This is a genomic window from Alistipes sp. An54, assembly GCF_002159375.1.
GTDB lineage: Bacteria > Bacteroidota > Bacteroidia > Bacteroidales > Rikenellaceae > Alistipes > Alistipes megaguti.
Genome location: NZ_NFIA01000013.1, coordinates 58759 through 84402 on the forward strand (window position 1 = coordinate 58759; position 25644 = coordinate 84402).

The following is a 25644-nucleotide window of genomic DNA, read 5'->3' on the forward strand; positions in this document are numbered from 1 at the left end:
ACCAATGTCCGGAGCGTTGCAATTAGGATGCATCGGTTTGACTTTTATCTGTTTATCAGCGATGTGGCCGGAAAAACTGTAAACATGGCCTTGTACAGGTGAAACTTTTTTGCAAAGCCATCGAAACCGAATCGTCTTTCACACAAATGTTAGTCATAAAAGGGTTAGTATTTCAGTCTGATTTTCTTGTTGAGTTCTTTATGGATCGATCGTACGGGAACCAGCGTGAATCCCCAAAGGTATTCCTGATTGGAGAGAATCGTGGCATAAGGTTGTGGCCGGTCCCCCCAACTGTTGTATCCGGCGACACCTTGATGTCGTCCGTCAAGGCATACCTCAACAAAATCCCGCGGCTTAATATCGTTCACGTGCGTCTGTTTGCGCAAACGATTGGCGGCATGGTCGTAGTCGCGACTGTCGATCTCTTGTTGCGAAAAATTGTTCCATTGGTAAGGTTTGGCCGAATCCTGACCATCGAAGTCTTCGATACTGTTTCGCAGGGCATTGAATTCCATCAGCGAATCCGCAACGATCAGAAGCCCTTTTCCTCGGATGTCTGTTGCAGCCATCCACCGTGTTTGGGTATGATGACCATTTTCCTGCGGCCGTATATAAGGTGTATAGAGGTCCCATGCCTTGGCCGAATAGATTCCCACGGTAGTTCCCCTGTAACGATCCGCGTAATTTTCTTCGGGACCACGACCGAAATACAGGATGTTGTCGAAAAGCTGAGGCATGCGGAACCGCACTCCGATACGCGGAATTTCGAGTACCTTGTGAACCGCTTGCATTTCATCCTCGGTTTTTGGGGTGGAAGTGGCAATGGCACCGTCGTGTGTCCCGGCATTCAGTTGCTCCAGATTGTAATGACGTTCTTTCTGTTGAGGCTCGAAATGCAGTGCCAAATGAAGTTCTCCGCTGGAATAAAGGGTGTAATCCATCCGGTATGACAGGTATTCCAGTCCCTCTTCCGGCATCTTCCAGCCATATTCGACAGCAAGTTTCACACAATCTTGACCGTGTGTGATGTGGTAAGCTCTCATTTGGGGATTGTTTGAAATGCTTTTCCAGATTTGCAGACGGAGCGGGGCGCCATTGCCATAATCGTTGTCTGTTGGAGCGCGCCAGAAATTGGGACGAATGCCGAATCCCTTGTCAAAATACTCCGTACCGTCAACCCGATAGGAGGTCGGTATGCCCAGTGCCGTGTCGAATGTGAATTCGACACTATGTGAACGTATGCATACGGTAGTCTCTCGTTCCTCCACCTCCATTTCGATGTTTTTCCCCGGAGCGAAGGGCCCCTTCTCGCTCTTGAATGGTAACTCGAACTGCTCGTTGGCAATGATATGCCCGGCCGGGACGAGCGATGTCGGATGCAACGAGGTAACTTTGAAGTTGAGAAAGTATTCATCACCCGGAGCGACTTTGAGTCGATCGACGGGAAGTGTCACCACCTGCGACTCCTGCGGAGGCAGATCGAGATCCAATACGCCGGTCCGCACCGGATGGCCGTTACGGCATACCGCATAACTGAGCTGATAGTCCGACAGATCGGTGAAGTAAAATCGGTTGGTGATTTTTACTTTTCCATGGGCCAGATCGACAGCCTCGAAACCAATGTTTTGGTGGACATATTTTACCTCGCTCATGGACGGATGTGGCTTCTGATCGGGTCCTATGATACCATTGGCCAGAAAATTGCCATCAGAGGGAGTGAACTCGTTGCCGTAGTCGCCGCCGTAGGCCCAGTAAGGATCCCCCTCAGAATCGTGCCTTAAAATACCCTGATCGATCCAATCCCAGATGTAGCCGCCCTGTAGATGCGGATGCGCATAGATTGCCTGCCACTGTCCCCACAGGTCCCCGTTCGAATTGCCCATGCCATGGGAGTATTCCGACGGCACGACAGGCCTGTCGGCGCCCTTTTCACCAATACTGCGTAACCACGCTGCGGACGGATACTGAGGTACGTACATGTCGGTGTTCCATTCCCAACCAGCGCGTTCATAGCATACCGGACGCTCCATCCATCCGCTGTCAAGATTCTTGAGTGTTACGTAGGCGTTGTAGAAGTTGAATCCATTGCCTGCCTCATTGCCCAGCGACCAGATCGTGATACAGAGATAGTTTTTGTTGCGCTCAAACATATTCACCACACGTTCAATGTGGTGCGGAAGCCAATCAGGATTGTGTCCAAGCGTCCCCCGCTTTTTCCCATCCAGATGTCCTTCGCTGCCCTTGCGCATGTCGTCCTGCCAGATGGTGTAGTACATGCCGTGGGACTCGATATTGGCTTCGTCGTAGACATAGAACCCGTACTCATCGCACATCTCATAAAAACGTCTGTCTTGTGGATAATGGGCCAGCCGTACTGAGTTTATGTTGTTGCGCTTCATCAACTCAAAATTGCGCCGCATCTCCTCTTCTGTTACGTAGTGCCCTCCTTTTTCGCTGTGTTCGTGTATGTTTACCCCTTTTAGTTTGATGGGTTGTCCGTTGACGTAGAGCAGACGTAATCGCTTGCCTTCGCGCCATTCGTCGCTTTCCCGGATCTCGATGCGACGGAAACCGACTCGAAAGGGTATATATTCCGACTTGTTGTCCGCATCAATTCGCATCAAGAGCCGGTATAAATTCGGTGTCTCGGCCGTCCACTTCAATATTTGTTCGAATCGTTTGTCGAAGACCATCGTCTGTTTGCCTTGTGCCGGGACAGACGTCTCTGCAAGGCTGTTGAAGACGATTGTACCTTCTGCATCGGACAATTCGACCGCGATTCGCGCGTCGGCAGCCGTAGTACGACTGTTGCGAAGATCCATTTCTAATCGGAAGATCCCCTCTGAATAGCTGTTGTCAAGTGTCGATTGCACGCGAAAATCTGCCAGTGAGACCGGAGCCTGCGACCAGAGAAAGATATCGCGTTCGATACCGCTAACTCTCCAGAAATCCTGACATTCAAGGTATGATCCGGTGCTCCAGCGGGCAATTTTCAGCGCCAGCGTATTTTCTCCGCTTTTTAGATAGGGCGTTATCAAAAATTCGGCTGGATTTTTTGAATCTTCACTGTATCCAACTTCCTCGCCGTTGACATAGACATACACTCCGGATTTTGCGCCTGCAATGTGGAGGTATACGTTACGTCCCTCCCAATCGGTCGGTACCTGAAAGTTCCGGCGATAGACCCCGCCGGGAATTGTTTCGGGCAAAGTCGGGGGAATTGGGTTCGAAGTGGCGAATTCGAATGGATGATTGACATACAAAGCGGTACCAAAGCCCTGGAATTCCCAATTGCCAGGAACCTTTATCTCTGGCCAGTTGGAGACGTCCGTGGCAGGATCGGTTGCTTCCACGGGCAGGTTGCGGAAATCGTCGTTGAAAAGGAATCTCCAGGTGCCGTTCAATAACAGGTAATAACGACTTGCCGAATAATCGTTGCTCAGTGCCGATTGCCGATTCCCGTAAACCATGAACGAACTGCGTGGAGGTTGCTTGTTGACCGATATGACGTTTATGTCCCGGTGGTATGGGAGTTGCGCTTCCTTCCCGGCAAGGATCTGTGGATGGGAAAGAATCATCCCTGTAAGCACAAAAGAAAACACAGAATAGCCTGTGAAACGAAAAATCTTCATAATAGATGATAGGACGGTGTGATGTCTGGAACTTGTGGATGGTTTATTTGCCAGGCCATACACTAATAAACGATTGTTTTTTTCAGTTTTATGTCGTTAACAGAGCTTCCTATTTTCAGCTCGAACTCCCCCGGTTCGACGACATACTCCATGTCGGCATTCCACAAACCGAACTCATTGAACGGGACCTGTAAGGTTACGGTTTTTGTCTGTCCGGGATCGAGCCATACCTTTTCAAAACCTTTCAGATAGTGGAGGGGCGTTACAACGCTCGAAATACAGTCGTTAATGAAGAGCATGACTGTTTCGTAACCGCCGCGTGAACCAATGTTGGTGATGTCCACGCTTACTTCCAAAGGTTTTCCTTCTTCAAGATGTTCGGATGAAACCTGCAGGTTGTTGTAGTCGAATGATGTGTAGCTCAATCCGTGACCGAAACAAAAAGCAGGCTGGTCGTCGCTGCGACCGGAGCCGAGAGCGTAGCCTGTTGTGTAGCGCGATTTTGTTTGGTAGTAGTACATGGGGATTTGTCCTGCGGTTTTGGGAATTGTGATGGGGAGTTTGCCCGAGGGATTGACTTGGCCGAAGAGCACTTCCGCGACGGCTTTCCCGCCATACATTCCTGGTTCCCAGGCATTCACAATTGCAGGAATGTTTTCCGTAGTCCACGGGTTGTTAAGCGCCGTACCGGTCACTATTACCGCAACAACAGGAATTCCGGTTTCGGCAATTCTGCGAATCAGTTCTTCTTGTCTGCCATAGAAATCAATGGTTGGCCGATCCGCAGATTCGCCATAAGTACGTAGTCCCCAGTCTGTGCGTATTCCGTACCCTCCTACGGCGATGATCGCAAGGTCGCATTGTTTCGCTTTTTCGACGGCGTCTTCGATTGCGAATTCGTTTAGTTCTCCGCCTTCCTCCAATTGACGGCTCTGCGTAACGGGATCGGTGGTTTCTACCGTGACGTCCGATTTCTTGCCTTTTATGCGGCCGCTGTTGCTGTAGACGATCTCACACGTGTCACCCACGCATTCACGAATACCGCGCAATAACGTATAATAATGATTTTCGTCTTGTTGAAGTGTCGTCCAGTCTCCCAGCATCGACTGATTCGCCGCATTAGGCCCAGTGACGAGAATCCGGCGATATTTCGCTTTGTCAAGCGGTAACAGTCCCCCTTCGTTTTTAAGCAGTACGACGCACTGGCGTGCAGCCTCCAGAGCCAGGTTGTTGGCCTCGTCCCCTCCGTACCCGGGGTTTTGCTCCGTCGGGAGTTCAACATAACGGTTCTCGAAAAGTCCCAACTCGAACTTCACGGTCAGGATACGTCGGACGGCTTGATCGATTGTCTTCATGGAGATTTTGTGTTCGCGTACGAGTTCGCGCAGGTTGCCTTGAAACATTTGCTGCCCTTGTTCCGTATTATCGGTCGTAAACATGTGCATGTCTACTCCGGCGGAGATTGCTTGACGAACGGCGTCTTTTTGATCCGCAGCTACGTCGTGAATGCGATCTTCCCGCAGGTTTTCGATGTCTCCCATATCCGTGATGATGAAGCCGTTGAATCCGAACTCCTCCTTGAGCATGTCGGTCAACAACCATTTGGAAGCATGCATCGGAATACCGTTTACGTTGTTGTGCCCGGGCATGAGTGTCATCACCCCCTCTTCGACGGCAGCCTGGAAGGGCGGAAGGAACACGCTGCGGAGCATCCGTTCCGAGATTTCGGCATTGCCATGGTTTACACCCCCTACCGAGGCGCCGCCGCCCACATAGTGCTTGACGCATGCCGCGACACGATGTTGCGGATTTTCGTGGTTCTGATAGCCTCTGATGGCACTGCGAGCCATGACGGTCGTCAGAAACGGGCACTCGCCGTAAGTTTCGCCGGTTCGTCCGAATCGTGCGTCCTGCACGATATCAAGGGTTGGTGCGAAGGTCCATTGGTTTCCGGCATTTCGAATCTCCTTGGCTGCAATCTGGGCAGCATGGTTCACCAGTGTCGGATTGAATGTTGCGGCCATGGATATGGATGTGGGGAAGATCGTGCGGTTTTGCAGTACGCCGTATCCGTGCACGGCGTCCACGCCGACGAGCATCGGGATTTTCAGGCGGGATTTCTCCGAGAGCGCCTGCACCTCGTTGTAGCGTTCTGGTGTCAATTCGCCAATAAATGCTCCTACACCGGTAGTGCGGATCATTTCGCTCTCTTTGAATTCATCGAACGACCATACTCCCACCATGTCCATTTGAGCGATTTTCTCGTCGAGAGTCATGCGTTTAAGCAGGTCTTCGACCCGTTGCTCTACAGGGAGTGTCGGATCCATGTATTTTTCGGCCTTGCGTGCAAAGCCGGAGAGCACGATAAAGGTTAGAAAAAAAACAGTAAGTATGCTGATTTTACGTTTCATGTCTGGACTTGGAATATTACTGAATGATTGTTCAGATAATGAAAAAGGATGACAACTGACACGCTCATTGTCAACGGGCGTTAGTTGCCATCCTTTCTTCTCATTGGATTGCATTCTGTTTTGGAACAAGACTAACGCGTCCCGTAAACCAGAGTACGTTTACCGTCCCAGGCAACAGCCTCAATGCGGGTCGATCCTGCGGGATAGCGCACGAGTGTGCTGCTGCGATCCGGAGAGTCAGTGCCTACCATGGTTACGCGATCGAGTGTTTCGCCACGGTAAGTCTCGAAGACCGTCACGTTTTTCCAAATGTTGTGTGATACGGTGAATGTGCCATTGCCATTATCTGTAATGCCGTTCCCATACGTGCCCTCGACGGGTAACTGCTTTACGTAAGCCGGAAGGCTTTGAGACGAGATGTAGTATATAACCGGAGAGGCGGGTTTGGGATACTTCTTTGCGTAGTCAATCAGTTCTGCCACATCCTCCTCGGTAATTGTGATAGTCCCCACGCCGTAGTCGTCGAAAGTTTTGTCAATGGGTTTTAACAACCCGGCAGTGATGAAGAAATCGGTTAAATCTTCATGGATGACGTCCATGGTGTTGCGCATGAAGTTCAGTTGGTGTTGTCCATTGGTGAAGTTTGCGTCATCCGTTTCCCGTACGATCTGCGCTACGTCCGCGTACCAATCGGGTTTCTGCCATGAGGCTCCATTAGATAGTCGGTAGTAGAGCATCAATTGCCATAATGGACACAATTTGACAATATGGTCGCCTCCGGTTTCTGCATACCCTGTCATCTTGTCTTGTCCGAACTGGAACATCCACGGTTCACCATGAGCGACACCATAGGTAAGGTAGCAATTCATGCGACCGCCGAGTTCACGATTACCATTGGTGTCGATCTGACAATTCTCGGTTTCGAGAGAGATCGTACCCGTGTAGTGGTACGACACGAGCGCTGAATAGACGTTATTCGTTACCTCTGTGGTTCCCAACCATTTTAATCCGGGACGTATTTGGTTGACATGGCCAAATTCGTGGGCCGGTCCCCAAATATAATTGCGGATCAGACTGACGTCGACGGCCTGCTTCATCGAATTTTTGTCGATGCCCACGCCCACGCCGTCGGCGAAGTATCCCGAAGCGACGGTGCGGCCGAACATGTGGTTTTTGGGTCGGAGGTTGTATTTGACCAGCCCCATGATTTCGTGCTCCATGGTGACCAGTTCGTCGTAGACCTGCATAAGTTCGTATCCGTCCGAGCAGTATGTGCGCAGGTCCTCGGTCGTGAAGGCAAGGTTCACGCTCTTTCCCTTCAGGTCGAAATAGGTGGATACGGCGCCGTCGATCAGCCGTTTCCAGTCGGCCGATGTGTGCTTTGCCAGATCGAAATAGCCATTAACCTTGCCGCTGGCGATGTGAATTTTCACGGGTTTGGCGTTCTTCCAGTTGGTCGTGTAGTAGGAGATATAGCCCAGTCCATTGCTTCTCACCGATAACTTGTTGATTCCCGTGCGCAGGGCGAAGGTGTCGTCGGAGTCGTTGGAAAAATTATGAATACGCAAGGCCAGACTTTCCCCGTAGGTATCACCCACTATCACTACGACGTCGCTGCCCGACGGAAAGTAGATTCCCGTCGGATTCTCAAAGGGATTGTAATTGCTGGTTTTCAGTATTTTGGCTGTCTCTTTGAGCGTCGGATAGGCTTCGTATTCCTGTACGCGGAACTCCGTTTCATAGGTTCCGTCCAGTAATGCGAGGGCGATTGTCCGGAAGAATTCGTTGTCCATTTTTTCGATTTGCTCGCGCGTCACATCGGATCGCAATTCCGAGAGCGTCTCATCGGCGAAGATCTCGTTGTAGGCAGTAAGGTTATTGTCGCCGTAACGGTAGAACTCCATCTCGGCACAACTGACGAAGTCGTTGCCGCCGCTCTTGACGGAGAATTTGAAAGCGGTGGCACCCTCAATCCGCCGGTCAAAGAGGATCGTCGAGGGTGTGGAGCTCATTTGGAAATCGTAGTCGCCCAGTTTGACGAATTCAGGCTCGGCTTCGGTGGCGACAAAGAGTTCGAACTCTCCGAACAGTCCGTTTTCGGCATCCTGGCGGGATTTATAGACGATGTAGTCGACATTCTCGGGATTCTCGAACCGATATTCGAGGGTAACCGGGAAGTTGGCCGGTCCCGACCACGGCGAATGGTAGAGGGTACTCATGTCGCCGTCCCACGACTTTTCGATATTTTCGCCTGACTGGAACTCGCTGGCTTCACCCGAAGCGATCTCGATCCGGATGTCGCCGTCGATGCCTGCGGTGCTGCCCGGGACATAGGTATCCGGCGACGGGGTGGTGGGGCCGGGCGTCGTTTCATCTGCGCTGCTGCATGAGTTTGCTCCCAACAACAGCAGCGGAATCATCAATAATGTGTTCATTTTCATGGTATATGATTTGTGTTGGTCAATTTACCTGGACGCTCTGTCGTGGATTGTATCCGGGTACGGCGGAGCGGAGTTCCGCCTGCCGCTGGATGCTGCGGACAGCACGGGCCGATTCTGTCAGCCCATGCCGTCGTCGCATAACGTTATCATGCCTCCGGGTCGATGACCTCAAAAGAGACTTTGGAGAGCTCGATTTCCGCCATACACCAGAGAGGCCATGTATCCTGCAGGACAACTTTGTTCACGGTGTATCGAATCTTGGTGAAAGTAGCTCCTGTTTCGGGGTATAGGGACATCACGGGAGTCTCATAAACCCCATTTGATACGTCCGGGATCGTGCCGGCGGCAATGGAGCCCAATGTTGTCCAATCCACACCATCGTTGCTCCCCTGAATGTCGACCACGCTCGGAGTGTATCCAGTGGTGGCCCGGTTTGTTGTCTTGATTTTCACGCCTTGCACCGGTTCCTTAAGGTCAATCTGAATCCACTGTGGATAAGAGTCAGAGGTACTACTCCATAAGCAAGCCCAGTATGTGGCTGGATTGCCGTCAATCAGATTTGCCAAACTACCTTCCTGCGGTTCCGTGAAGTCGGATGAAAGCATATCTACTGACAGTTGGATAGGTTCTGGGGGGCCGGCTGTGACGGTAGGAGGCACGCGGAGCGCGGTGGCGCTCACCTCCTCCCAGGTCGAGCTGACGGTTCCGGTCGAACTCACGGAATAGACTTTGAAAGTATATGCACCGTTCTTCTGATAAAGTCCAGAGAGGAGATATTCGTCCGCAAAATGGCTGACATTTACTTTTTTGAGTTCATTTGTCAACGGATCTACATATTGAACCTGAGCATAGAGATAGTCTCCTTCGGTGGGGTTGTCCCACGTAAGGAGAATGGCCCCTTCTTGCGGCTCTGCCTGCAAGTTCGAGATCATTGCCGGAGTGACAGCTCCGCTGTCATCATTGCAGCTTGTGGCCAATAATGCTGCAATTGACAGAAGTAGCAATTCTGATATTTTTTTCATTTTTTTTCATTTAATGGTTTGACGAGCATAACCTGAAGGTCTAATAACCTGGGTTCTGTACCAATCGGCGCACTACATTCACGTCTTTCTCCGGAATGGGAAGCAGGTAGTTGGTCGGGCTGTTGAAGGACCAGTTGCAGAGCGAAACGGGCGTTTCTTGGAAAAATTCCTCATCGGTAGCCCCCATGATGTTCAATCCTGTGGGCGTCTTGACATATTGTTCGGCTACTTTCCAGCGTTTAACGTCCCATAAGAGATTCCCTTCCATGAAGAGTTCGATGAGTCGTTCTTGTCGGATGATCTCTATCAATTTATTCTGATCAAGAGTCACCCCTGGTACCTTTTTCCACGATTCCTCGACCGTAGGGATGCCGGCTTTGGTGCGTACTTTATTCAGATAGTTTTTTGCAGTTTCGAGCTCTCCCGCTTCGGCAGCAGCCTCGGCAATGATCAGATAGAGTTCACTCAACCGAATAATCGGGAAGGGGAACTGTGTAAGGCCGGCCATAGTGTTGTATGATGGGCTGACGCTTTTCTTCATCAGATACCCCGTCATGCTGTAATCCCGGTCTCGCGAACCGATTCCATAGGTATCGTTTTTGCGGTAAGATGTGCGTATACGCTTTGCATCCCCCTTTTGCATTTCGTACCAACCATTGTGGAACGAGATCCACGCATAGAATCGCGGTTCACGCTTCAGATGCAGTTTGGCGGTTAACTCTCCCTCGTACGAATCGGTTTGCATCCATTCTGCCTGGGAATAGTAGGCCGGATCCACGTCGATGGGCAGACCGTTTTCGGTGTAGAACCGTTTGACAGTCTCCAATGTCGGAGCAATATTACTCCACGAATGTCCCGTGTTATCGTAGGGCGTGGCATTATTCTGGAGGTCATAGGTGCTTTCGCGGCGCGTGTCAGCCCAGATCAACTCGTTGGTATTACGGTCAATATAGGTCATGCGTGCACGCCATTCGAAAATATTCGATGGGTACGGCATCTCTCCGGTATCAGGATCGTCAGGGTTTCCGTCGTAGGGTTTGATACCGTTCTTGTTACACGAGGTTTCCGCTTCAAGTGCATATTGCAGAGCTTTCTTCCATTTGTTTGCGTCGTAATTCTGTGGCATCAGGTGTTCTCCTGTTTCGGGATCGATTAGCGAATCGCTGTAGAACTCCGTGTTGCCGTTGAAGAGCGGTGATGCTGCGTAGAGCCACAGTAGGGCCTTGAGGGTCTTGGCTGCCGGACGGGTTGCACGACCGTAATAGTTTGTGGGTTGCTGTTCGAGCAGGCCATTGTAGGCGTAATCGTACAAATCAGAGATCCATTGCACACATTTGTCGAAATTGGACCGCGGCGGGAACTCTGCAATTTCCGTGTCGAGATCATAGGCTTTTTCCACGATGGGAATGGGGCCGTATGCACGCAACAGGAGGAAATGGTAGTAAGCGATCAGAAAACGGGCTTCGGCCTTGTAGTTCTCTTTGGTCTCTTCATCGAGTCTCGGCACGGAGTCGATATTGTCAATGAGCAGATAGCAACGACGTATGGCGCCGTAGCAGATACTCCAATACGTGTAGTAGCCCGGAGCGGTGGCAGAATATCTGCCCTGCAGGAAAGACTGTTCGAGACTGGATGCAACCTCGGTGGTTGACATGAGCCAAACGCCGCCATTACGTTGGTTGGGCAGGTGTGAATAGCAGGAATAAAGGTATCGTTCAGCTGCATAGCGATCATTGAAAGCGTCTTCTTCGGTAGGTAATTCGTCCGGAACGATGTCCAGATAGTTACACGAATAGCAGCAAAAGACGATTGTCAGGAGTGTGAGTATCGTTATTTTTCGTTTCATTTCTCACAGAATTTACTTGTTGAAACTGAATTGGATTCCGAGATTGATAACCCGTTGTGTCGGATAACCGAGACCGTTTCCACTACCTACTTCCGGATCCCAATACTTGAATTCGGAAATTGTGAACAGATTTGTGGCTCTCAGATAGATGCGCATCATCTTGTGGGTGAATCCCACCTCTACGTTCTTAAGTTTCAGGAAGGATCCGTTACGAAGCCAGTAGGTAGATGCGACCGTGTTGTTGGGGTTGTCTTCCTTGCTCAGGCGTGGATATTTGGCCCAAATGTTCGGATTGCTCTCGCTCCAGTAGTCGTCGGCAATGTAGTCCAGTACGTTGCGAGAGATGTCGGTTCCGAAGGGATGGATGCCCGACATTAGCAGCTGTACGTGAGCCGCGCCCTGGAAGAAGAACGAGAAGTCCCATTTTTTGTAACGTATGGTCGGTCCGAAGCCGTAGACAATTTCCGGAGTACTCGAATATTTCGAGTAGACGCGGTCGCTGGCGTTGATGATACCGTCGGTTTCGCCGTTTACGTCGGCAATGTCCTTGTACTTGATGTCTCCCGGGCGTACTTCCAGTCCTCCCAATGCCGTTTGCGCGGGGCTGGCGTCGATTTCGGCTTGGTCGATGAAGAGACGGTCGGCGACATAGACCGAATAGGCACCGATAGGGTGTCCGACGATCGAGAGGTTGGGATAGCGTTGGTAGTCGGGCTCATCGTATTCAAGCACCTTGTTTCTGGCGAAGGTGAAGGTCCCCTTGAACGTAATGGAGAAGTCTTTCGAGAATACCTTGGAGTAGTCGGCCGAGAGGTCAAAGCCTCGGTTGTCGACGACGCCCAGGTTTCCGTAGACCACGGTCTTCATGTTTATCCACTGGCTTGTCGGGTTGAATCCGAGCACATCGGGAATGTTTTGCCGTTCGAGGAAGATGTTGCGGCGCTTCTCTTTGAAGAAGTCGGCCGAGATATTCAGGCTTCCCTTGAAGAGTCCCAGGTCGATACCGGCATTCCACTTTTCACCTACCTCCCACTGGATATTTGGGTTCGCGAAGCGCTTGTAGTTTGGGCCTTGGCGGTCATAATTCTGGTCTCGTCCGGTCGTATAGCTCAGGCTGGAATCCTGCAACACGACGTTCGACAGGTAAACAAATCGCTGGCCTGCGCCTACCTGGTCATTACCGACCAGACCCCACGATGCGCGTAGTTTCAGATTGCTGACCACGTCGATGATCGGCTGGAAGAAGCTCTCACGGCTGATCACGTAACCCAGACCCACAGAAGGGAAGAATCCGAAACGGTGTCCCTTGGCGAAGTTCTCCGAGCCGTTATATCCGAAGTTGGCCTCGAACAGATACTTGTGGTCATAGGCATAAGTCAGACGCCCCGCGATACCCTGCTTGCGCTGGGGAAGAGAACTGATGAAGTCGGTGGGCTGGTTCGTGCTGTACTCTTCCTGATTGTAGACGACCATTCCCGTCACGTTGTGTTTTTCACCGAAGGTGCGGTCGTAGTTGATCATCGCCTGGATGTAGATTTGGCGGTCTCCAGTCGATGCCGAGCCAAAGGTCAGCGTTGGATCCTGCTCGGTTTTCGACATCACGAGATCATATCCTGAAATGCCCGTATGATCGCCATTCCACGTGTAGTTGTCCACCTGGAACTGGTTATATCCGCCTACGCGCGTGGTGGTAGTGGAACTCCAATTCTTGAACGAGAACATGGCGCTGGCTGTCAGGCCTTCGGTCAGGAAGCTGAAATCCTGATGCAGTTCGATGTTGCCAAGTACCGTGCTCTGGAAATTGTCTTGATAACCACGCACCATTTCGGCGTATGGGTTGCGATGCGAACCGTAGTTTCCACCGGTTTTGCCACCCCAGAGTACATAGTCATACTCGTCGGGCTGTCCGGGGAACATGATGGGAAAATCTACGGGGTTGGCATCCATCACCATTCCGAAGATATTCTGCGCCGACATGTGGGATCCGTGGTAGTCACGCAGCTGTGCGTTGACTTTTGCCGTAAGACGCGTCGTGGGAGTTACATAGACGTTGATATTGTTCTGTAGTACATAACGCTGCACCCTCAGGTCATTTTTGTAGGAGAAAACGTCGGAGTTTCTCAGCATACCGTTGTCGTTATGGAACGACACGCTGCTGAAATAGTCCATCTTGCGGCCTCCTCCTCGGATCGAGATGTTGGCGTTCTGGCTCATTGAGCCTTTGCGGAACATTTCGTTGTACCAATCGACGTTTGGAAAGACGTATGGGTCGAGTCCGAGGCGCGTTGCGTCGATCCTCTCCTGAGAATAGAGCCCGACGGGTGTACCCCCCCCCCGATCGGGAATAGAGTGCTTCGTTGTACATCTCCATGAAACGCGGGCCGTCCACGAATGAAGGAACCTTTGTTGGCATGGTGTATGAGCCTTCGACGCGGACGTTGATGTGCGGTTTGTCAAGATCACGTCCCGACTTGGTTGTTACGATCATCACACCGTTGGCACCGCGCGAACCGTAGAGAGCCGTGGCCGTTGCATCCTTGAGGATCGAGAAACTTTCGATCATTTCCGGGTCTAGTGCGTTCAGATCGCCGCTCGAAGCCTTCACGCCGTCGATGACGATCAACGGTGAAGTCATGCCGCTGAATGTCGAAATACCCCGGATCCAGAAGTCGGCGCCGTCGGCTCCCGGCTCACCGGAACGCTGAACGGCAATCACACCGGCCAGTTGGCCTGCAAAGGCTGTGGAGAGGTTCGAACTGGGGACGCGCAGGTTGTCGATGTCGATGCTCTGTACCGATCCGACAACGCTTGCCTTCTTTTGTGTGCCGTAACCCACCACCACTACGTCATCGACTATCTGCGAGCCTTGTTTCATCGTTACGTTGATCTCGGTCTTGCGGCCAACGGTTACAGTCTGCTGATCGAATCCGAGGAACGAGAACTGGAGTTGGGCGCCCTCTCCCGATACGCGGATTTCGTATTCGCCCCACTGGTCGGTGATCGTTCCGTCAGTCGTACCCTTGACCATGACAGTCACACCGGCCAATCGCTCACCCTCGGTGTCGCGCACCGTACCCGTGATGGTTATGCGGGAGGGAACAGCTTCATTGCGAGCCGGAGCACTTTTCCGGGAGAGGATAATGCTGGAGTTGCGGATTGAGTAGGAGATTCCTGTTTCAGCGAAAGCTTCGTCGAGCAGGTCTTGGATGGAAGCGTCCGTTACATCTACGGACACTCGTTCGTTTGTGTCAATTTCGTTTGCTCTGTAATGGAATGTATAATCGCTGCTATGTTCTACTTCTTCAAAAAACTGTCCCAGCGAGATGTCGGCATGATGGATGCTGAACGTTGTCGAGGATGAGGTTTTTGCAGGTGCCTGCAAGATGGTAGTGAGCAACAGAATGGAAGTCAGTTTCATGGGTAGCAGAAACTTTTTCAGATAATAAAGGGGAGTGGAACTCCTTATTATCGAATGTTTTTTCATACCTTTGTGGTGTTGGATTAGTTAGTATTCATGTCAGATGTGTACGATTAGTCTGCGAATCGGGGGATGTTGCAGCATCTCCCGAACTTCTTTATGAAGAATCAGGATGTATTCATGTCAGATACCGTTTTAAGCGTTAGGGTTTAGGGTCAGTAGTTTTTCTTTTTCCGCAGGGGCTGCGATTGACATTATCTGATGTCTATCGAGCCATCCGCGTTGAATTCATATTCGATGGGTATACTCATTCCAATGATAGTCAGGACCTCTTCCAGCGGTAGCGAACGTTTGAATTTGCCGGTATAGCTTGTTTTTCCCAAATTCTCATTTCCGAGCCGGATCTCTATTCCATAAGCATTTGCGAGAGTTTGTAGGATGTAGTCCAACGGTCGGGCTCGGAAGATGAGAACCTTTTCCTTCCAGGCGGATGACAGGTATGGATCGGCTTCCGAGACAGAAATAGACAGGTCATGCTGATTGGCCACAGCCAATTCGCCCGGTTTTATTTTCACGTCCGCGACATCCGCTCCAGGCATATGTAGAGCTACGGAACCGCTTTCCAGCGCCACTTCAGTAATATTGCCATTTTGTTCTGTTTGAACATTGAAGCGGGTGCCCAGAACCTTGATCTCCACAGCGCTGGTGTTGACCGTAAAGGGGCGTGAAGTATCTCTTGCCACATCGAAAAAAGCTTCGCCAGTGAGTGTTACGGGACGTTCGTTCTTCGCAAACTTTTTGGGGTAGGATAATTTCGCACCATTTCTCAACCAAACGTGCGTACTGTCTTCCAACATGAGTTCGCGAATTCCGGAGTCCATGTTCTCCACAACAATCATCTCTACGGGCCTTTCGAGCAGCAATAGAGTCATTATTCCAGCAGCCAGTATTGCCGCTGCTGCCGCAGTCGTACGTACGATTCGGCGACGCAAGCTAACCGTGCGGCCCTGATCGGAAAGGCGAGTTCTAATCTCCGCCCATGTTTCTTCTTGTATCCGCGACAGTTGGTCTTGGTCTTTGGGTCCGAATTCGATCGTTGTTCGCCGGATGATTCGCTCAGCCTCTTGTGTGGTAAAGTCATCGTTATGTGCGTCGTCAACGGTATGATCGTTGACTTTTTTGTTCTGTGATTTCAGAATCTTTTCATCCATTTTCCGATTATTCATATTCCCTTTTTTTTATAAAGAGTGAAGCGCCGGGAAAAATACGCAAAGGCCGTCAGTTTTTTTACGGAATTCATCTCTTGTTTTGTTTGGAAGCGCATATTTTATACTTTTACCGTGAAAATCGTTTTTTATGGCTCCGGAAGATCAATTGCTATTAAAAGCCATATCAGAGGGAAACCATCTGGCATTCGAGAAGTTATATAAAGAATACTTTGCGAAGAGTTATTCGTTTGCCCTATATTTCACTCATTCGGAAGAACTCTCAAAGGAGGTCGTGGCTGAAGTATTTTTGAGTTTCTGGAAAAACCGTGAAAGCCTTTGCAAAGTAAAATCGATTGATTCTTATCTCTATGTTTCGATCCGCAATCAGGCATTGTCCATGCTGCGGAAAAAGTCCTGTATTCGGCAGGAGCCAATAGAATTGTTCACCTTGCATATTGCTGCAGAAGGAGATGATCCCGAGGACAAGGTATTGCATGAAGAACTTGAGTCTCTGGTTGAAAAAGCATTTGGGCAATTGCCAGAAAGGTGCCGCATGATCTATTACCTGATTAAGGAAGAACGCAAAAGCTACCGGGAAGTTGCGGATCTGCTTGGAATTTCGGAACGGACGATCAACAGTCAAATGACTATTGCCAAGCGAAAACTAACCGCTATATTGCGCGATTATTTCTCTTCAGGACGGACGCCTTCGAAAAAATAATTCCCCGGGTTTGCGTATAATTCGCGTTACGCTACTCTTTAATAGAAACTGACATTTCGTTTCAGCCATTTTTGAAACGAAACTTATCGGTTGTATTTGTGCTGCGGTCCTTGTTTTTGCCCGTATATAAGCGCAACAAGAGTGCGACGAACTACTAAACCCAATAATCAACCATGAAAGGAACAATTTTATCTGTTCTCGCATGCGCCACTTTTGTGTCTGCCATTGCAGACTCTCCGGTTTTGGAGATAGAGAGTGGCAGAATAATAGGAGAATCCGCAGATGACGGTTACACAATTGTCTACAAGGGTATTCCTTATGCAGCGCCTCCGGTTGGGGCGTTGAGATGGAAGAAACCTCAGCCTGTTGAGCCATGGGATGGCGTTCGTCCCTGCAATGAATTTGGTCCGGCTTCTCTGCAGGGAGACCAAGATAAACGTTCGTTTTATTTCAGGGAATTTTTTAGTGATGGCGATCCGCAACGCAGTGAAGATTGTCTTTATCTGAATATATGGACGCCAGCGGCAGGCCGTCCATCGGCAAAACTTCCGGTGATGTTTTGGATCCACGGCGGAGCATTCTCGGGAGGTTTTGGTCATGAAAAAGAGTTCGATGGAGAAGCCTTTGCACGGAAAGGCGTAATACTTGTCACTATTAATTACCGATTGGGGTTATGCGGGTTTATGGCTCATCCGTTGCTTACTGCTGAGAATGTGGGGAACGGGTCGGGAAATTACGGTCTTTTCGATCAGTTGGCGGCATTGAAGTGGGTGCGGAGAAACATTCGGGAGTTTGGTGGAGACCCGGATAATATTACGGTTTTCGGTCAGAGTGCCGGAGCGTGTAGCGTGCAGGCACTGGCCTCCTCTCCTTTGACCGAAGGTCTGATTAGCAAGGCTATTATTCAAAGCGGAGGAGGTTTAAATGGGCCTCTTGCACCGATGCCACGAGCGAAACTTGAAGAGATCAATAAGGAGATGTGGGATTTGGCGGGCATTACGACGCTCGAAGCAATGAGGTCCTGTCCACCGGAACAGTTTGGCCGGATTGTGTCGGCGTATGTGGCAAGCAAGGGTAGTTACCAACATTCTTCATGGTTGACGGTCGACGGCGAATTGTTGCTCCGGACCCTCAACGAAACTGCGTTGTCGGGCCAACAGCTGGATATCCCGTATATGATAGGGTATAATCAGGATGACATGTCTCCCGAGATCATGAAAAGGGCCGCCTTAGAGTGGAGCCTGCTTCTGGAGAAACAGGGACGTGCGCCGGCCTATGTGTACGCTTTCACGCGGGAACTCCCGCCATATCCGAACGAGTTGAGAATGGATGGAGACGACCGAACCGGAGCGTTCCATTCTGCTGAATTATGGTATGTGTTCGGTACGCTTGGACGAAGCAAAAGAAGATTTACAAAGGCTGACTATGATTTGAGCGAACGTATGGTTACCTACTGGACCAATTTTGCGAAAAGTGGAGATCCTAATGGTGACGGGGTGCCGGTCTGGAGACCTTGTGTGAATGAGGATCGGTATATTCAGGTTTTGGATGTCATTGATTAAGAATGTCGAAAGATTTATAGCATTCCGAGCTTCGTTTTGCGATGGGTTAAGAATGAAAAGAACATAGTTGTTTGTCTGTAATCATATATCATTTTATGAAAACGAAAAACTTTATCTTATCGGCAATCATGTTGATCGGTGTCTCGACCGTAGCTTTCGCCGATGTCAAACCTGCACCTGTTTTTGGCAACGCCATGGTGTTGCAGCGCGATGCGATTGTTCAAGTGTGGGGGACGGCCGACAGCAATGAGCCTGTCACTCTTTCCTTTAATGGTCAAACCGTTAAGACACGCGCCGATAAGGCCGGTAAATGGAGTGTAAAACTGAATCCCATGCATGCGGGAGGCCCCTATAAGATGATTATTTCAGGGCGAAAGAACCGTGTGGATATCGATGATGTTCTGGTCGGAGAGGTGTGGCTGTGCAGCGGTCAGTCGAATATGGAGTTCCGAGTGAAAGAGGCGAATAATGCTGCAGACGAGATCGCAAGGGCTGATTATCCGATGATCCGGTGCTTTACGGTGCAAAAGAGTATGTCGCCGGCTTTGCTGGATGATTGTTTTGGATCATGGGAGGTGTGTTCGTCCGATACGGCAGGAGATTTTACGGCTGTTGGTTATTTTTTTGCGCGAGAACTGTGGAATGAATTGAAAGTTCCTATTGGAATCATCAACTCATCATGGGGAGGCACTGATATCGAAACATGGACCAGTGCGGATTCATATGCGGCACTGCCCGAGTCTGTTCGTCGTGATTATGGGAATGCTGCAATTGAGTTGGCGCAGATGACGAGTCCTGAGCGTGTCGCTATGAAAAAACAGTATGATGCGGATTTTGCTTCAGATCCGGCCTTGACTGAACATTGGTATGAGAATCCTGGAGATCTGTCAACGTGGAAGCCAATGTATATTCCGAAGGAGTGGAGTCTGACGCCACTTGCCAGAGAGGATGGCCATGTTTGGTTCAGACGTGAATTTGTATTACCGGAGGAAGCCGATGGTAAAGCTGCGATATTGGCATTAGGCCCCATCGATGATAACGACATCACGTGGATCAATGGCGAGGAGATTGGCAGAACGGTGGGTTATAATATCCCGCGCCGATATTCTGTCGGTGAAAATATTCTGCGCAAAGGAGTCAACACCTTGACTGTCCGTGTAACAGACACTGGCGGCGGCGGAGGTCTGTTTGGACTGCCTCAGGACATATGGCTTAACGTGGAAGGTAAATCATATTCTTTGGCCGGAGAGTGGAGTTATAAGCCGTCTGTGGTGACGAGTGAGTATGGCATTGTTCAATACGGTCCCAATATGCTTAACTCGTTACTATATAATGCCATGATTCATCCGATCGTGCGATTTGCAATAAAAGGGGTTATCTGGTATCAGGGTGAGAATAATGCAGGAGATGCCTACGCTTATCGTACGCTTTTCCCCAATATGATAGCTGATTGGCGGGATAAATGGGGTTATGACTATCCTTTTTATTGGGTTCAATTGGCCAATTACATGGCCGAAGCCCAGATTCCACGAGAAAGTGCGTGGGCAGAGTTGCGCGAAGCTCAGTCAATGGCACTTGACCTGCCTCGAACCGGGCAGGCTGTCATCATAGACATAGGAGATCCTGGCGATATCCATCCTCGTAACAAGCAGGATGTGGGACACCGTCTTGCACTAAATGTACTGGCGAAGGAGTACGGTCGTACGGATCTTGTTTGGACTGGCCCTACGTATGCATCCTCCGTTGTTGAAGGGAATAAGATCATTGTGACCTTTGATACGTATGGTTCGGAACTGGCCGTGCACAATAAATATGGGTACATAGAAGGGTTTGCTGTTGCGGGCTCCGATCGGGTATTTCATTGGGCGAAAGCGTGGATAACCGAGGACGGGAAGGTGGCTGTTTGCAGCGATGAAGTTGACAAACCGATTGCTGTACGTTATGCATGGAGCGATGATCCAGAAGCGAATCTCTTCAATACAGAAGGTCTGCCCGCAGCACCGTTTCGCAGTGATGATTGGCCGGGAGTGACTATTCGCAGATAACAAACCGCAACGCAACCGGGAACATATTTGTCTTGTTGATATCTTCAGGCTCCTATTGTATCAGTCCTGTTCCGTGATAGTCTAACCGGTTGTTTTACGGCTCATTTGCGAAAGGAAATGTGAATTTGCAATTGCATGTTTTGATTGTGAACTAATCCTTATCAGATGTTTTTTATGAAGAAATGTATTTGGGTACTTCTCCTCTGTGCCATGGGGATATGGAGTCTCTTGCCGATTGCATGCGGGACATCGGCCGGCGATCGTCAGTTACCTCCTTATCTGGATGAATCCGTATCGTTGGAAGAGCGGATCGAGGATGCCATGAAGCGAATGACGCTTGAGGAAAAGATAGCAGTATTGCATGCACAGTCGAAATTTTCGTCACGCGGAGTGCCGCGGTTGGGAATCCCGGAGTTGTGGTGTACCGATGGCCCACACGGTATTCGTGCTGAGGGCGCCTGGGACGAATGGCGACAGGCCGGTTGGACGAATGATTCTTGTACGGCATTTCCGGCATTGACATGTTTGACCGCAACGTGGAATCCGGCAATGTCTGCACTCTATGGCCGTTCGATCGGGGAAGAGGCTCGTTATCGGGATAAGGACGTTTTGTTGGGCCCGGGTGTAAATATCTATCGTACACCACTGAATGGGCGTAACTTCGAATATATGGGAGAAGATCCATACCTGGCCTCGCGGATGGTAGTACCCTATGTCCAGGAAGTGCAGAAGAATGGAGTTGCGGCGTGTGTCAAACACTTTGCGCTGAATAATCAAGAATCGTCACGCCATACAACGGATGTGGATGTGGATGACAGAGCACTTTATGAAATCTATCTTCCTGCGTTTCGCGCTGCGGTGCAGGAAGGTGGCGCCTGGTCTGTCATGGGTTCCTATAATCTCTATCGAGGAGAACACGGCTGTCATAATCGCCGCCTGCTTTGCGATATTTTAAAGGGGGAGTGGGGTTTTGACGGAGCTGTGATATCAGATTGGGGAGGTACTCACAATACCGAGCAAGCCATTGCCAATGGTTTGGATCTTGAGTTTGGTACCTGGACCAATGGACTGTCGTCCGGTGCGAAAAATGCCTATGACAGCTATCACCTTGCATTCCCGTATTTGGATCTGCTTCGTCGCGGTGTTGTCTCGGAGTCGGATCTGGATGATAAAGTTCGCCGAGTGTTGCGACTGAATTTCCGCACGGCAATGAATACGCGCAAGCCGTTTGGGTCATTGAATTCTCCCGAGCACCTCATGGCAGCGCGACAAATCGCGTGCGAAGGTATTGTCTTGCTGAAAAACGAAGGCGAGATCCTTCCGATCAATCCATCCGGCGTGAAAAAGATTGCAGTGATCGGAGAAAATGCCGTGAAAATGATGACCGTGGGTGGCGGCAGTTCATCGTTGAAGGCACGCTATGAGTGTTCTCCGCTTGAAGGGATCGTCAAAGCTGTTGGAGACCGGGTCGATGTGATATATGAACGTGGGTATATTGGCGGTCTGTCGCCAATGAGCGATGGCGTTGTTGCGGGTTATGACCTTTCCGAGAGCCGGACGGCTGATGAACTGTTGGTTGATGCCCTTACAGCGGCAAGAACGGCGGATGTAGTTCTCTTTTTTGGCGGATTGAATAAAAACAGTCATCAGGATTGCGAGGATTCTGACCGCCTTTCATTATCACTTCCCTATGATCAGGATCGATTGATCCGAGAACTGGCGCAGGTGAATCGTAACCTGGTGGTTGTGAACATTTCGGGTAATGCTGTGTCCATGCCCTGGATAGCAGAGGTTCCGGCAGTTGTGCAGGGATGGTATTTAGGCTCAGAGGCAGGATATGCTCTTTCAGACGTACTGTTTGGCAAGGTCAATCCTTCGGGTAAACTTCCGTTTACGTTTCCGGTTCATCTGGAGGATAACGGAGCGCACGCGACGAATTCTTATATGCCGGGGCCCGGTGTCAACCGCTATGCCGAGGGCCTTTTTGTGGGTTATCGATGGCATGAAAAACAGGGCGTTGCCCCGTTGTTTGCATTTGGCCACGGATTGAGTTATACGACCTTTGAGATTTCAGATGTACGGATGGATCGTGATCGACTCACGAAGAGTGGCAGCCTGCATCTGACGGCAAGGTTGACCAATACGGGAGAGCGATCGGGATCGGAGGTGGTGCAACTCTACATTGGTGACGAGAAGAGTTCGTTGCCACGTCCGGTCAAGGAGCTGAAGGGGTTTGAGAAAGTGACTCTGAACCCCGGAGAGGAACGGACGGTAAACTTCATTATAACTCCTGATGATCTGAAATATTATGATGATGAGAAGCATGCGTGGGTCGTTGAGCCCGGTCGCTTCACGGCTCATGTAGGCGTTTCGTCTGCGGATATTCGAGGGACAGTCGCCTTTTACTACGATGCATAGACTTTATGTTGTGCAAGGCGCACGACAAATCATACTAACTACTAAATACACCAATCTATTATGAAGAAAATTTTCAGTATCGCTGTTTTTGCAGCGTTATTAAGTGTCGGATGCAGTGATGATTGCGTCTCATCGCGAGCTATTCAGACCGTAGTGCCGGAACGTCCCGCCGGGCAGACTGACATGGTTGCCTATGCTGCTCCAGCGATTGATACCGTTCGAGTCGGCTTCATCGGTCTCGGTATGCGCGGACCTGGTGCTGTGGAGCGTTTCATACATATTCCAGGTACGAAGATTGTGGCATTGTGTGACCTTCTTCCCGGCAATGTCGCCAAGTGCCAAAAGATGCTTGAAAAGGCAGGGCTGCCGGCAGCAGCCGAGTATTCAGGCTCGGAAGAGGCGTGGCAGGAGCTTTGTCAGCGTAACGATATAGATTTGGTTTACATTGCCACCGATTGGAAACATCATGCCATAATGGGCGTTTATGCCATGGAGCAAGGCAAGCACGTCGCTATTGAAGTGCCGTCGGCCATGACCCTCGATGAGATCTGGGCGCTAATCAATACCTCGGAACGCACGCGTAAACATTGTATGCAACTTGAAAACTGTGTTTATGACTTTTTTGAGATGAACACGCTCCATATGGCTCAGCAGGGCGTTTTCGGGGAGATCCTTCACGTTGAGGGAAGTTATATCCACAATTTGAAAGAATTTTGGCCTTATTATTGGAATAACTGGCGTTTGGAATATAATCAAGAACACCGGGGAGATGTCTATGCTACACATGGCATGGGTCCTGCCTGTCAATTGCTTGATATGCACCGAGGGGATCGTATGACCACACTTGTATCGATGGATACAAAAGCGGTAAACGGCCCTGCCTATATCGAGGAGACGACGGGACAAGCTCCTGAATCTTTTGCAAATGGAGATCATACGATGACCATGATTCGTACGCAGAAAGGTAAAACGATACATATCCAACATGATGTGGTTACACCGCGGCCCTATTCGCGAATGTATCAGCTTACCGGAACGAAAGGATTTGCTAACAAGTATCCTGTTGAGGGCTATGCCTTGGAAGCAGATCAACTATCCTCTGACGAGATGCCAGATCATGAGAATCTTTCTGCACATGGTTTCTTGTCTCCAGAACAACAGGACGTATTGGTAGAAAAATATATGCATCCCATCATTCGAGAGGTAGGAGATATGGCTCGTGCGGTAGGCGGTCATGGCGGCATGGATTTTATTATGGACTATCGCTTGGTGTATTGCTTGCGCAACGGACTTCCTCTTGATATGGATGTTTATGATCTTGCTGAATGGTGTTGCCTGGCACCGCTGTCGGCCTTGTCGATAGAGAACGGTTCTGCACCGGTTGAGGTCCCTGATTTCACGCGTGGAGCCTGGAATCGAGTTAAAGGTTTCCGACATGCTTTTGCCGAATAATTTGTCCCTGAAGGCACGTCCCCGAAGATCCGTTCTCCGGGGACGTGCATGGACAGCCTTGGAGAAGCTATATAATGTGGCTTTACGTTGACCGTAATATCCGGGATATTGAAATGTCAGAAGGGCTTATTCAGTCAAGTGCTCTGTCCATATCATTGTTATTGGAGAAGGTGTTCGATAAGTTGAAACTATTTATTTCGACTTATGAATTTCATTCAGAAGCTGATGAAATAGAATTTTTCAAGGAGATTAAACCACAAATCTTTTGCAAACTGATCTATTATCGAAAGATCTATAACATCGAGATGAACCGTCCGGTGTCTGGCCCTGATTCTATTAAAGCCTATTTGAACAGGGAGTTGGACCATATTCAGGATTACAACTACAAACGATTGGATTTTTATCGCTACTACCGTAGTGGTGCTTCCCATCTTGACCGAGTGTATTTTCTGCGAAATGTCTCACATGATATCGGACAATATACCGATAGTTTTTATTTTGAACGGGATCCCAAGTTTTCGACGTTTGGAGATTTTCGTGTTGCCAAAATACTTGCCGGTGACATGTTAAGCCAATATTTACTCAATGAATTATTGGCGATCGATTCAAATTTCTTCGTAGCGCAGTCTGATACACGTCTTATTTGGATGGATAGTAAAACAGATCTTTGTGAATTAATCTTTGCGTTGCATGCGAAGGGCTCCTTTGGCCCAATTTCGTTGACTCGACTTGCGACATTTCTTCAGATCAGAAAGTCTTCAATATCGAATTCAATACTAATTTTTCACGGACATTCTATGATATGAGTCTTCGCAATAATCCCACCCCATATCTAGATTCTCTGATTGATTCATTGTTAAAGAAGATGAATCGTACCCGACCAAAACGGTAAATCTTTATTTTAGGGAAAGTATAGAGTATTCTTTTGTGTGGTAATTTTGTAATGTCTTGTATGATAGCTCTTTGTGTTTGATAAACAGCGAACTCTATATCTTGTTTTAAGTTAGAGAAATCAGTACATAAACCCTGGTTTCTCTATTTTTTTGAAAATGATGAGAAAATAGTTGATATTTTACTCTATGTCTGCTCTTTAGTAAGCAACCGGTGAAGTGCGTGTAGCGAATTTATTCCACGCGAGGTATCTTTGCGCCAAAAAGGAAAGATGCTTACACGAGAAGAAATCACAGAGATAGTTCAATACTGCAAGGAGCATGGAGCCTCCTACAAGAGCCGACTGAAAGAAATCGGGATACCCGAGAGGAGGTTTTATGAAAGCAAACGCAGATATGCCGAGGCTCAAGCCAGTGAACGGGAATCCGGAGAGTTTCTTCAGCTGGTGCGTGGGAATGACAGTTTTCCGGAACCTGTGCTGACAAACAGGAAAGCAGGCAAAGGCAGGAAGTCGGGATACGAGTCCATGCCGATGAGCATAGAGATGCGCACGCAGACAGGGGCAGTATTGCGGATC

Annotated in this window: 15 protein-coding genes and 1 pseudogene; 8 read left to right on the forward strand and 8 right to left on the reverse strand. The window is 49.6% G+C overall.

Annotated features, from left to right (window positions below; all coding sequences use genetic code 11):
- Positions 1–164: 164 nt before the first annotated feature.
- From B5G09_RS11435 to B5G09_RS11465, 8 genes and pseudogenes are all read right to left on the reverse strand, one after another.
- Positions 165–3578, reverse strand: a complete 3414-nt coding sequence (locus B5G09_RS11435; protein WP_241147659.1) for a glycoside hydrolase family 2 TIM barrel-domain containing protein — start codon at positions 3576–3578, stop codon at positions 165–167.
- Between the two features lie 116 nt (positions 3579–3694).
- On the reverse strand, positions 3695–6043 hold the full coding sequence (locus B5G09_RS11440; RefSeq protein ID WP_087405255.1) for a glycoside hydrolase family 3 N-terminal domain-containing protein: 2349 nt from the start codon (positions 6041–6043) through the stop codon (positions 3695–3697).
- A gap of 131 nt (positions 6044–6174) precedes the next feature.
- A complete protein-coding gene (locus tag B5G09_RS11445) occupies positions 6175–8478 on the reverse strand; it encodes a M60 family metallopeptidase (RefSeq protein WP_206384441.1) in 2304 nt (767 codons plus the stop codon).
- A gap of 152 nt (positions 8479–8630) precedes the next feature.
- Positions 8631–9506 (reverse strand): discoidin domain-containing protein, encoded by an 876-nt coding sequence (locus B5G09_RS11450; protein WP_087405257.1) that lies wholly within the window; start codon positions 9504–9506, stop codon positions 8631–8633.
- Positions 9507–9546: 40 nt separating this feature from the next.
- The gene (locus B5G09_RS11455) at positions 9547–11352 is read right to left on the reverse strand and encodes a RagB/SusD family nutrient uptake outer membrane protein (RefSeq protein ID WP_087405258.1); all 1806 of its coding nucleotides are present in this window, start codon (positions 11350–11352) and stop codon (positions 9547–9549) included.
- A gap of 12 nt (positions 11353–11364) precedes the next feature.
- Positions 11365–13815 (reverse strand): SusC/RagA family TonB-linked outer membrane protein, encoded by a 2451-nt coding sequence (locus B5G09_RS11460; RefSeq protein ID WP_241147656.1) that lies wholly within the window; start codon positions 13813–13815, stop codon positions 11365–11367.
- A gap of 49 nt (positions 13816–13864) precedes the next feature.
- Positions 13865–14836, reverse strand: a pseudogene (locus B5G09_RS14420) (carboxypeptidase-like regulatory domain-containing protein); the annotation flags it as partial.
- 188 nt (positions 14837–15024) lie between these two features.
- Entirely contained in the window at positions 15025–15996 is a 972-nt protein-coding gene (locus B5G09_RS11465; RefSeq protein ID WP_087405259.1) for a FecR domain-containing protein, read from the reverse strand.
- Positions 15997–16126: 130 nt separating this feature from the next.
- Between B5G09_RS11465 and B5G09_RS11470 the strand changes: the two genes are divergently transcribed.
- The 8 genes from B5G09_RS11470 to B5G09_RS14210 form a co-directional block, all read left to right on the forward strand.
- Positions 16127–16699, forward strand: a complete 573-nt coding sequence (locus tag B5G09_RS11470) for an RNA polymerase sigma-70 factor (RefSeq protein WP_087405260.1) — start codon at positions 16127–16129, stop codon at positions 16697–16699.
- Positions 16700–16872: 173 nt separating this feature from the next.
- The gene (locus B5G09_RS11475; RefSeq protein ID WP_087405261.1) at positions 16873–18261 is read left to right on the forward strand and encodes a carboxylesterase family protein; all 1389 of its coding nucleotides are present in this window, start codon (positions 16873–16875) and stop codon (positions 18259–18261) included.
- Between the two features lie 95 nt (positions 18262–18356).
- Positions 18357–20306: a sialate O-acetylesterase gene (locus tag B5G09_RS11480; RefSeq protein WP_087405267.1), complete on the forward strand. Its 1950-nt coding sequence runs from the start codon at positions 18357–18359 to the stop codon at positions 20304–20306.
- Between the two features lie 210 nt (positions 20307–20516).
- Positions 20517–22724, forward strand: a complete 2208-nt coding sequence (locus B5G09_RS11485; protein ID WP_241147660.1) for a glycoside hydrolase family 3 C-terminal domain-containing protein — start codon at positions 20517–20519, stop codon at positions 22722–22724.
- 57 nt (positions 22725–22781) lie between these two features.
- A complete protein-coding gene (locus tag B5G09_RS11490) occupies positions 22782–24176 on the forward strand; it encodes a Gfo/Idh/MocA family oxidoreductase (protein WP_241147661.1) in 1395 nt (464 codons plus the stop codon).
- Positions 24177–24289: 113 nt separating this feature from the next.
- Complete coding sequence (locus B5G09_RS11495) at positions 24290–24982, forward strand: RteC domain-containing protein (protein ID WP_262481269.1); 693 nt, start codon at positions 24290–24292, stop codon at positions 24980–24982.
- Positions 24979–25068 carry an RteC domain-containing protein gene (locus tag B5G09_RS14505; RefSeq protein ID WP_262481270.1) on the forward strand — a complete coding sequence of 30 codons (90 nt, stop codon included), beginning with the start codon at positions 24979–24981 and terminating at the stop codon, positions 25066–25068. The genes B5G09_RS11495 and B5G09_RS14505 overlap by 4 nt, the downstream gene beginning before the upstream one ends.
- Positions 25069–25338: 270 nt before the next feature.
- A partial coding sequence (locus B5G09_RS14210; protein WP_087405263.1) for a hypothetical protein occupies positions 25339–25644 on the forward strand: 306 nt, incomplete at its 3' end.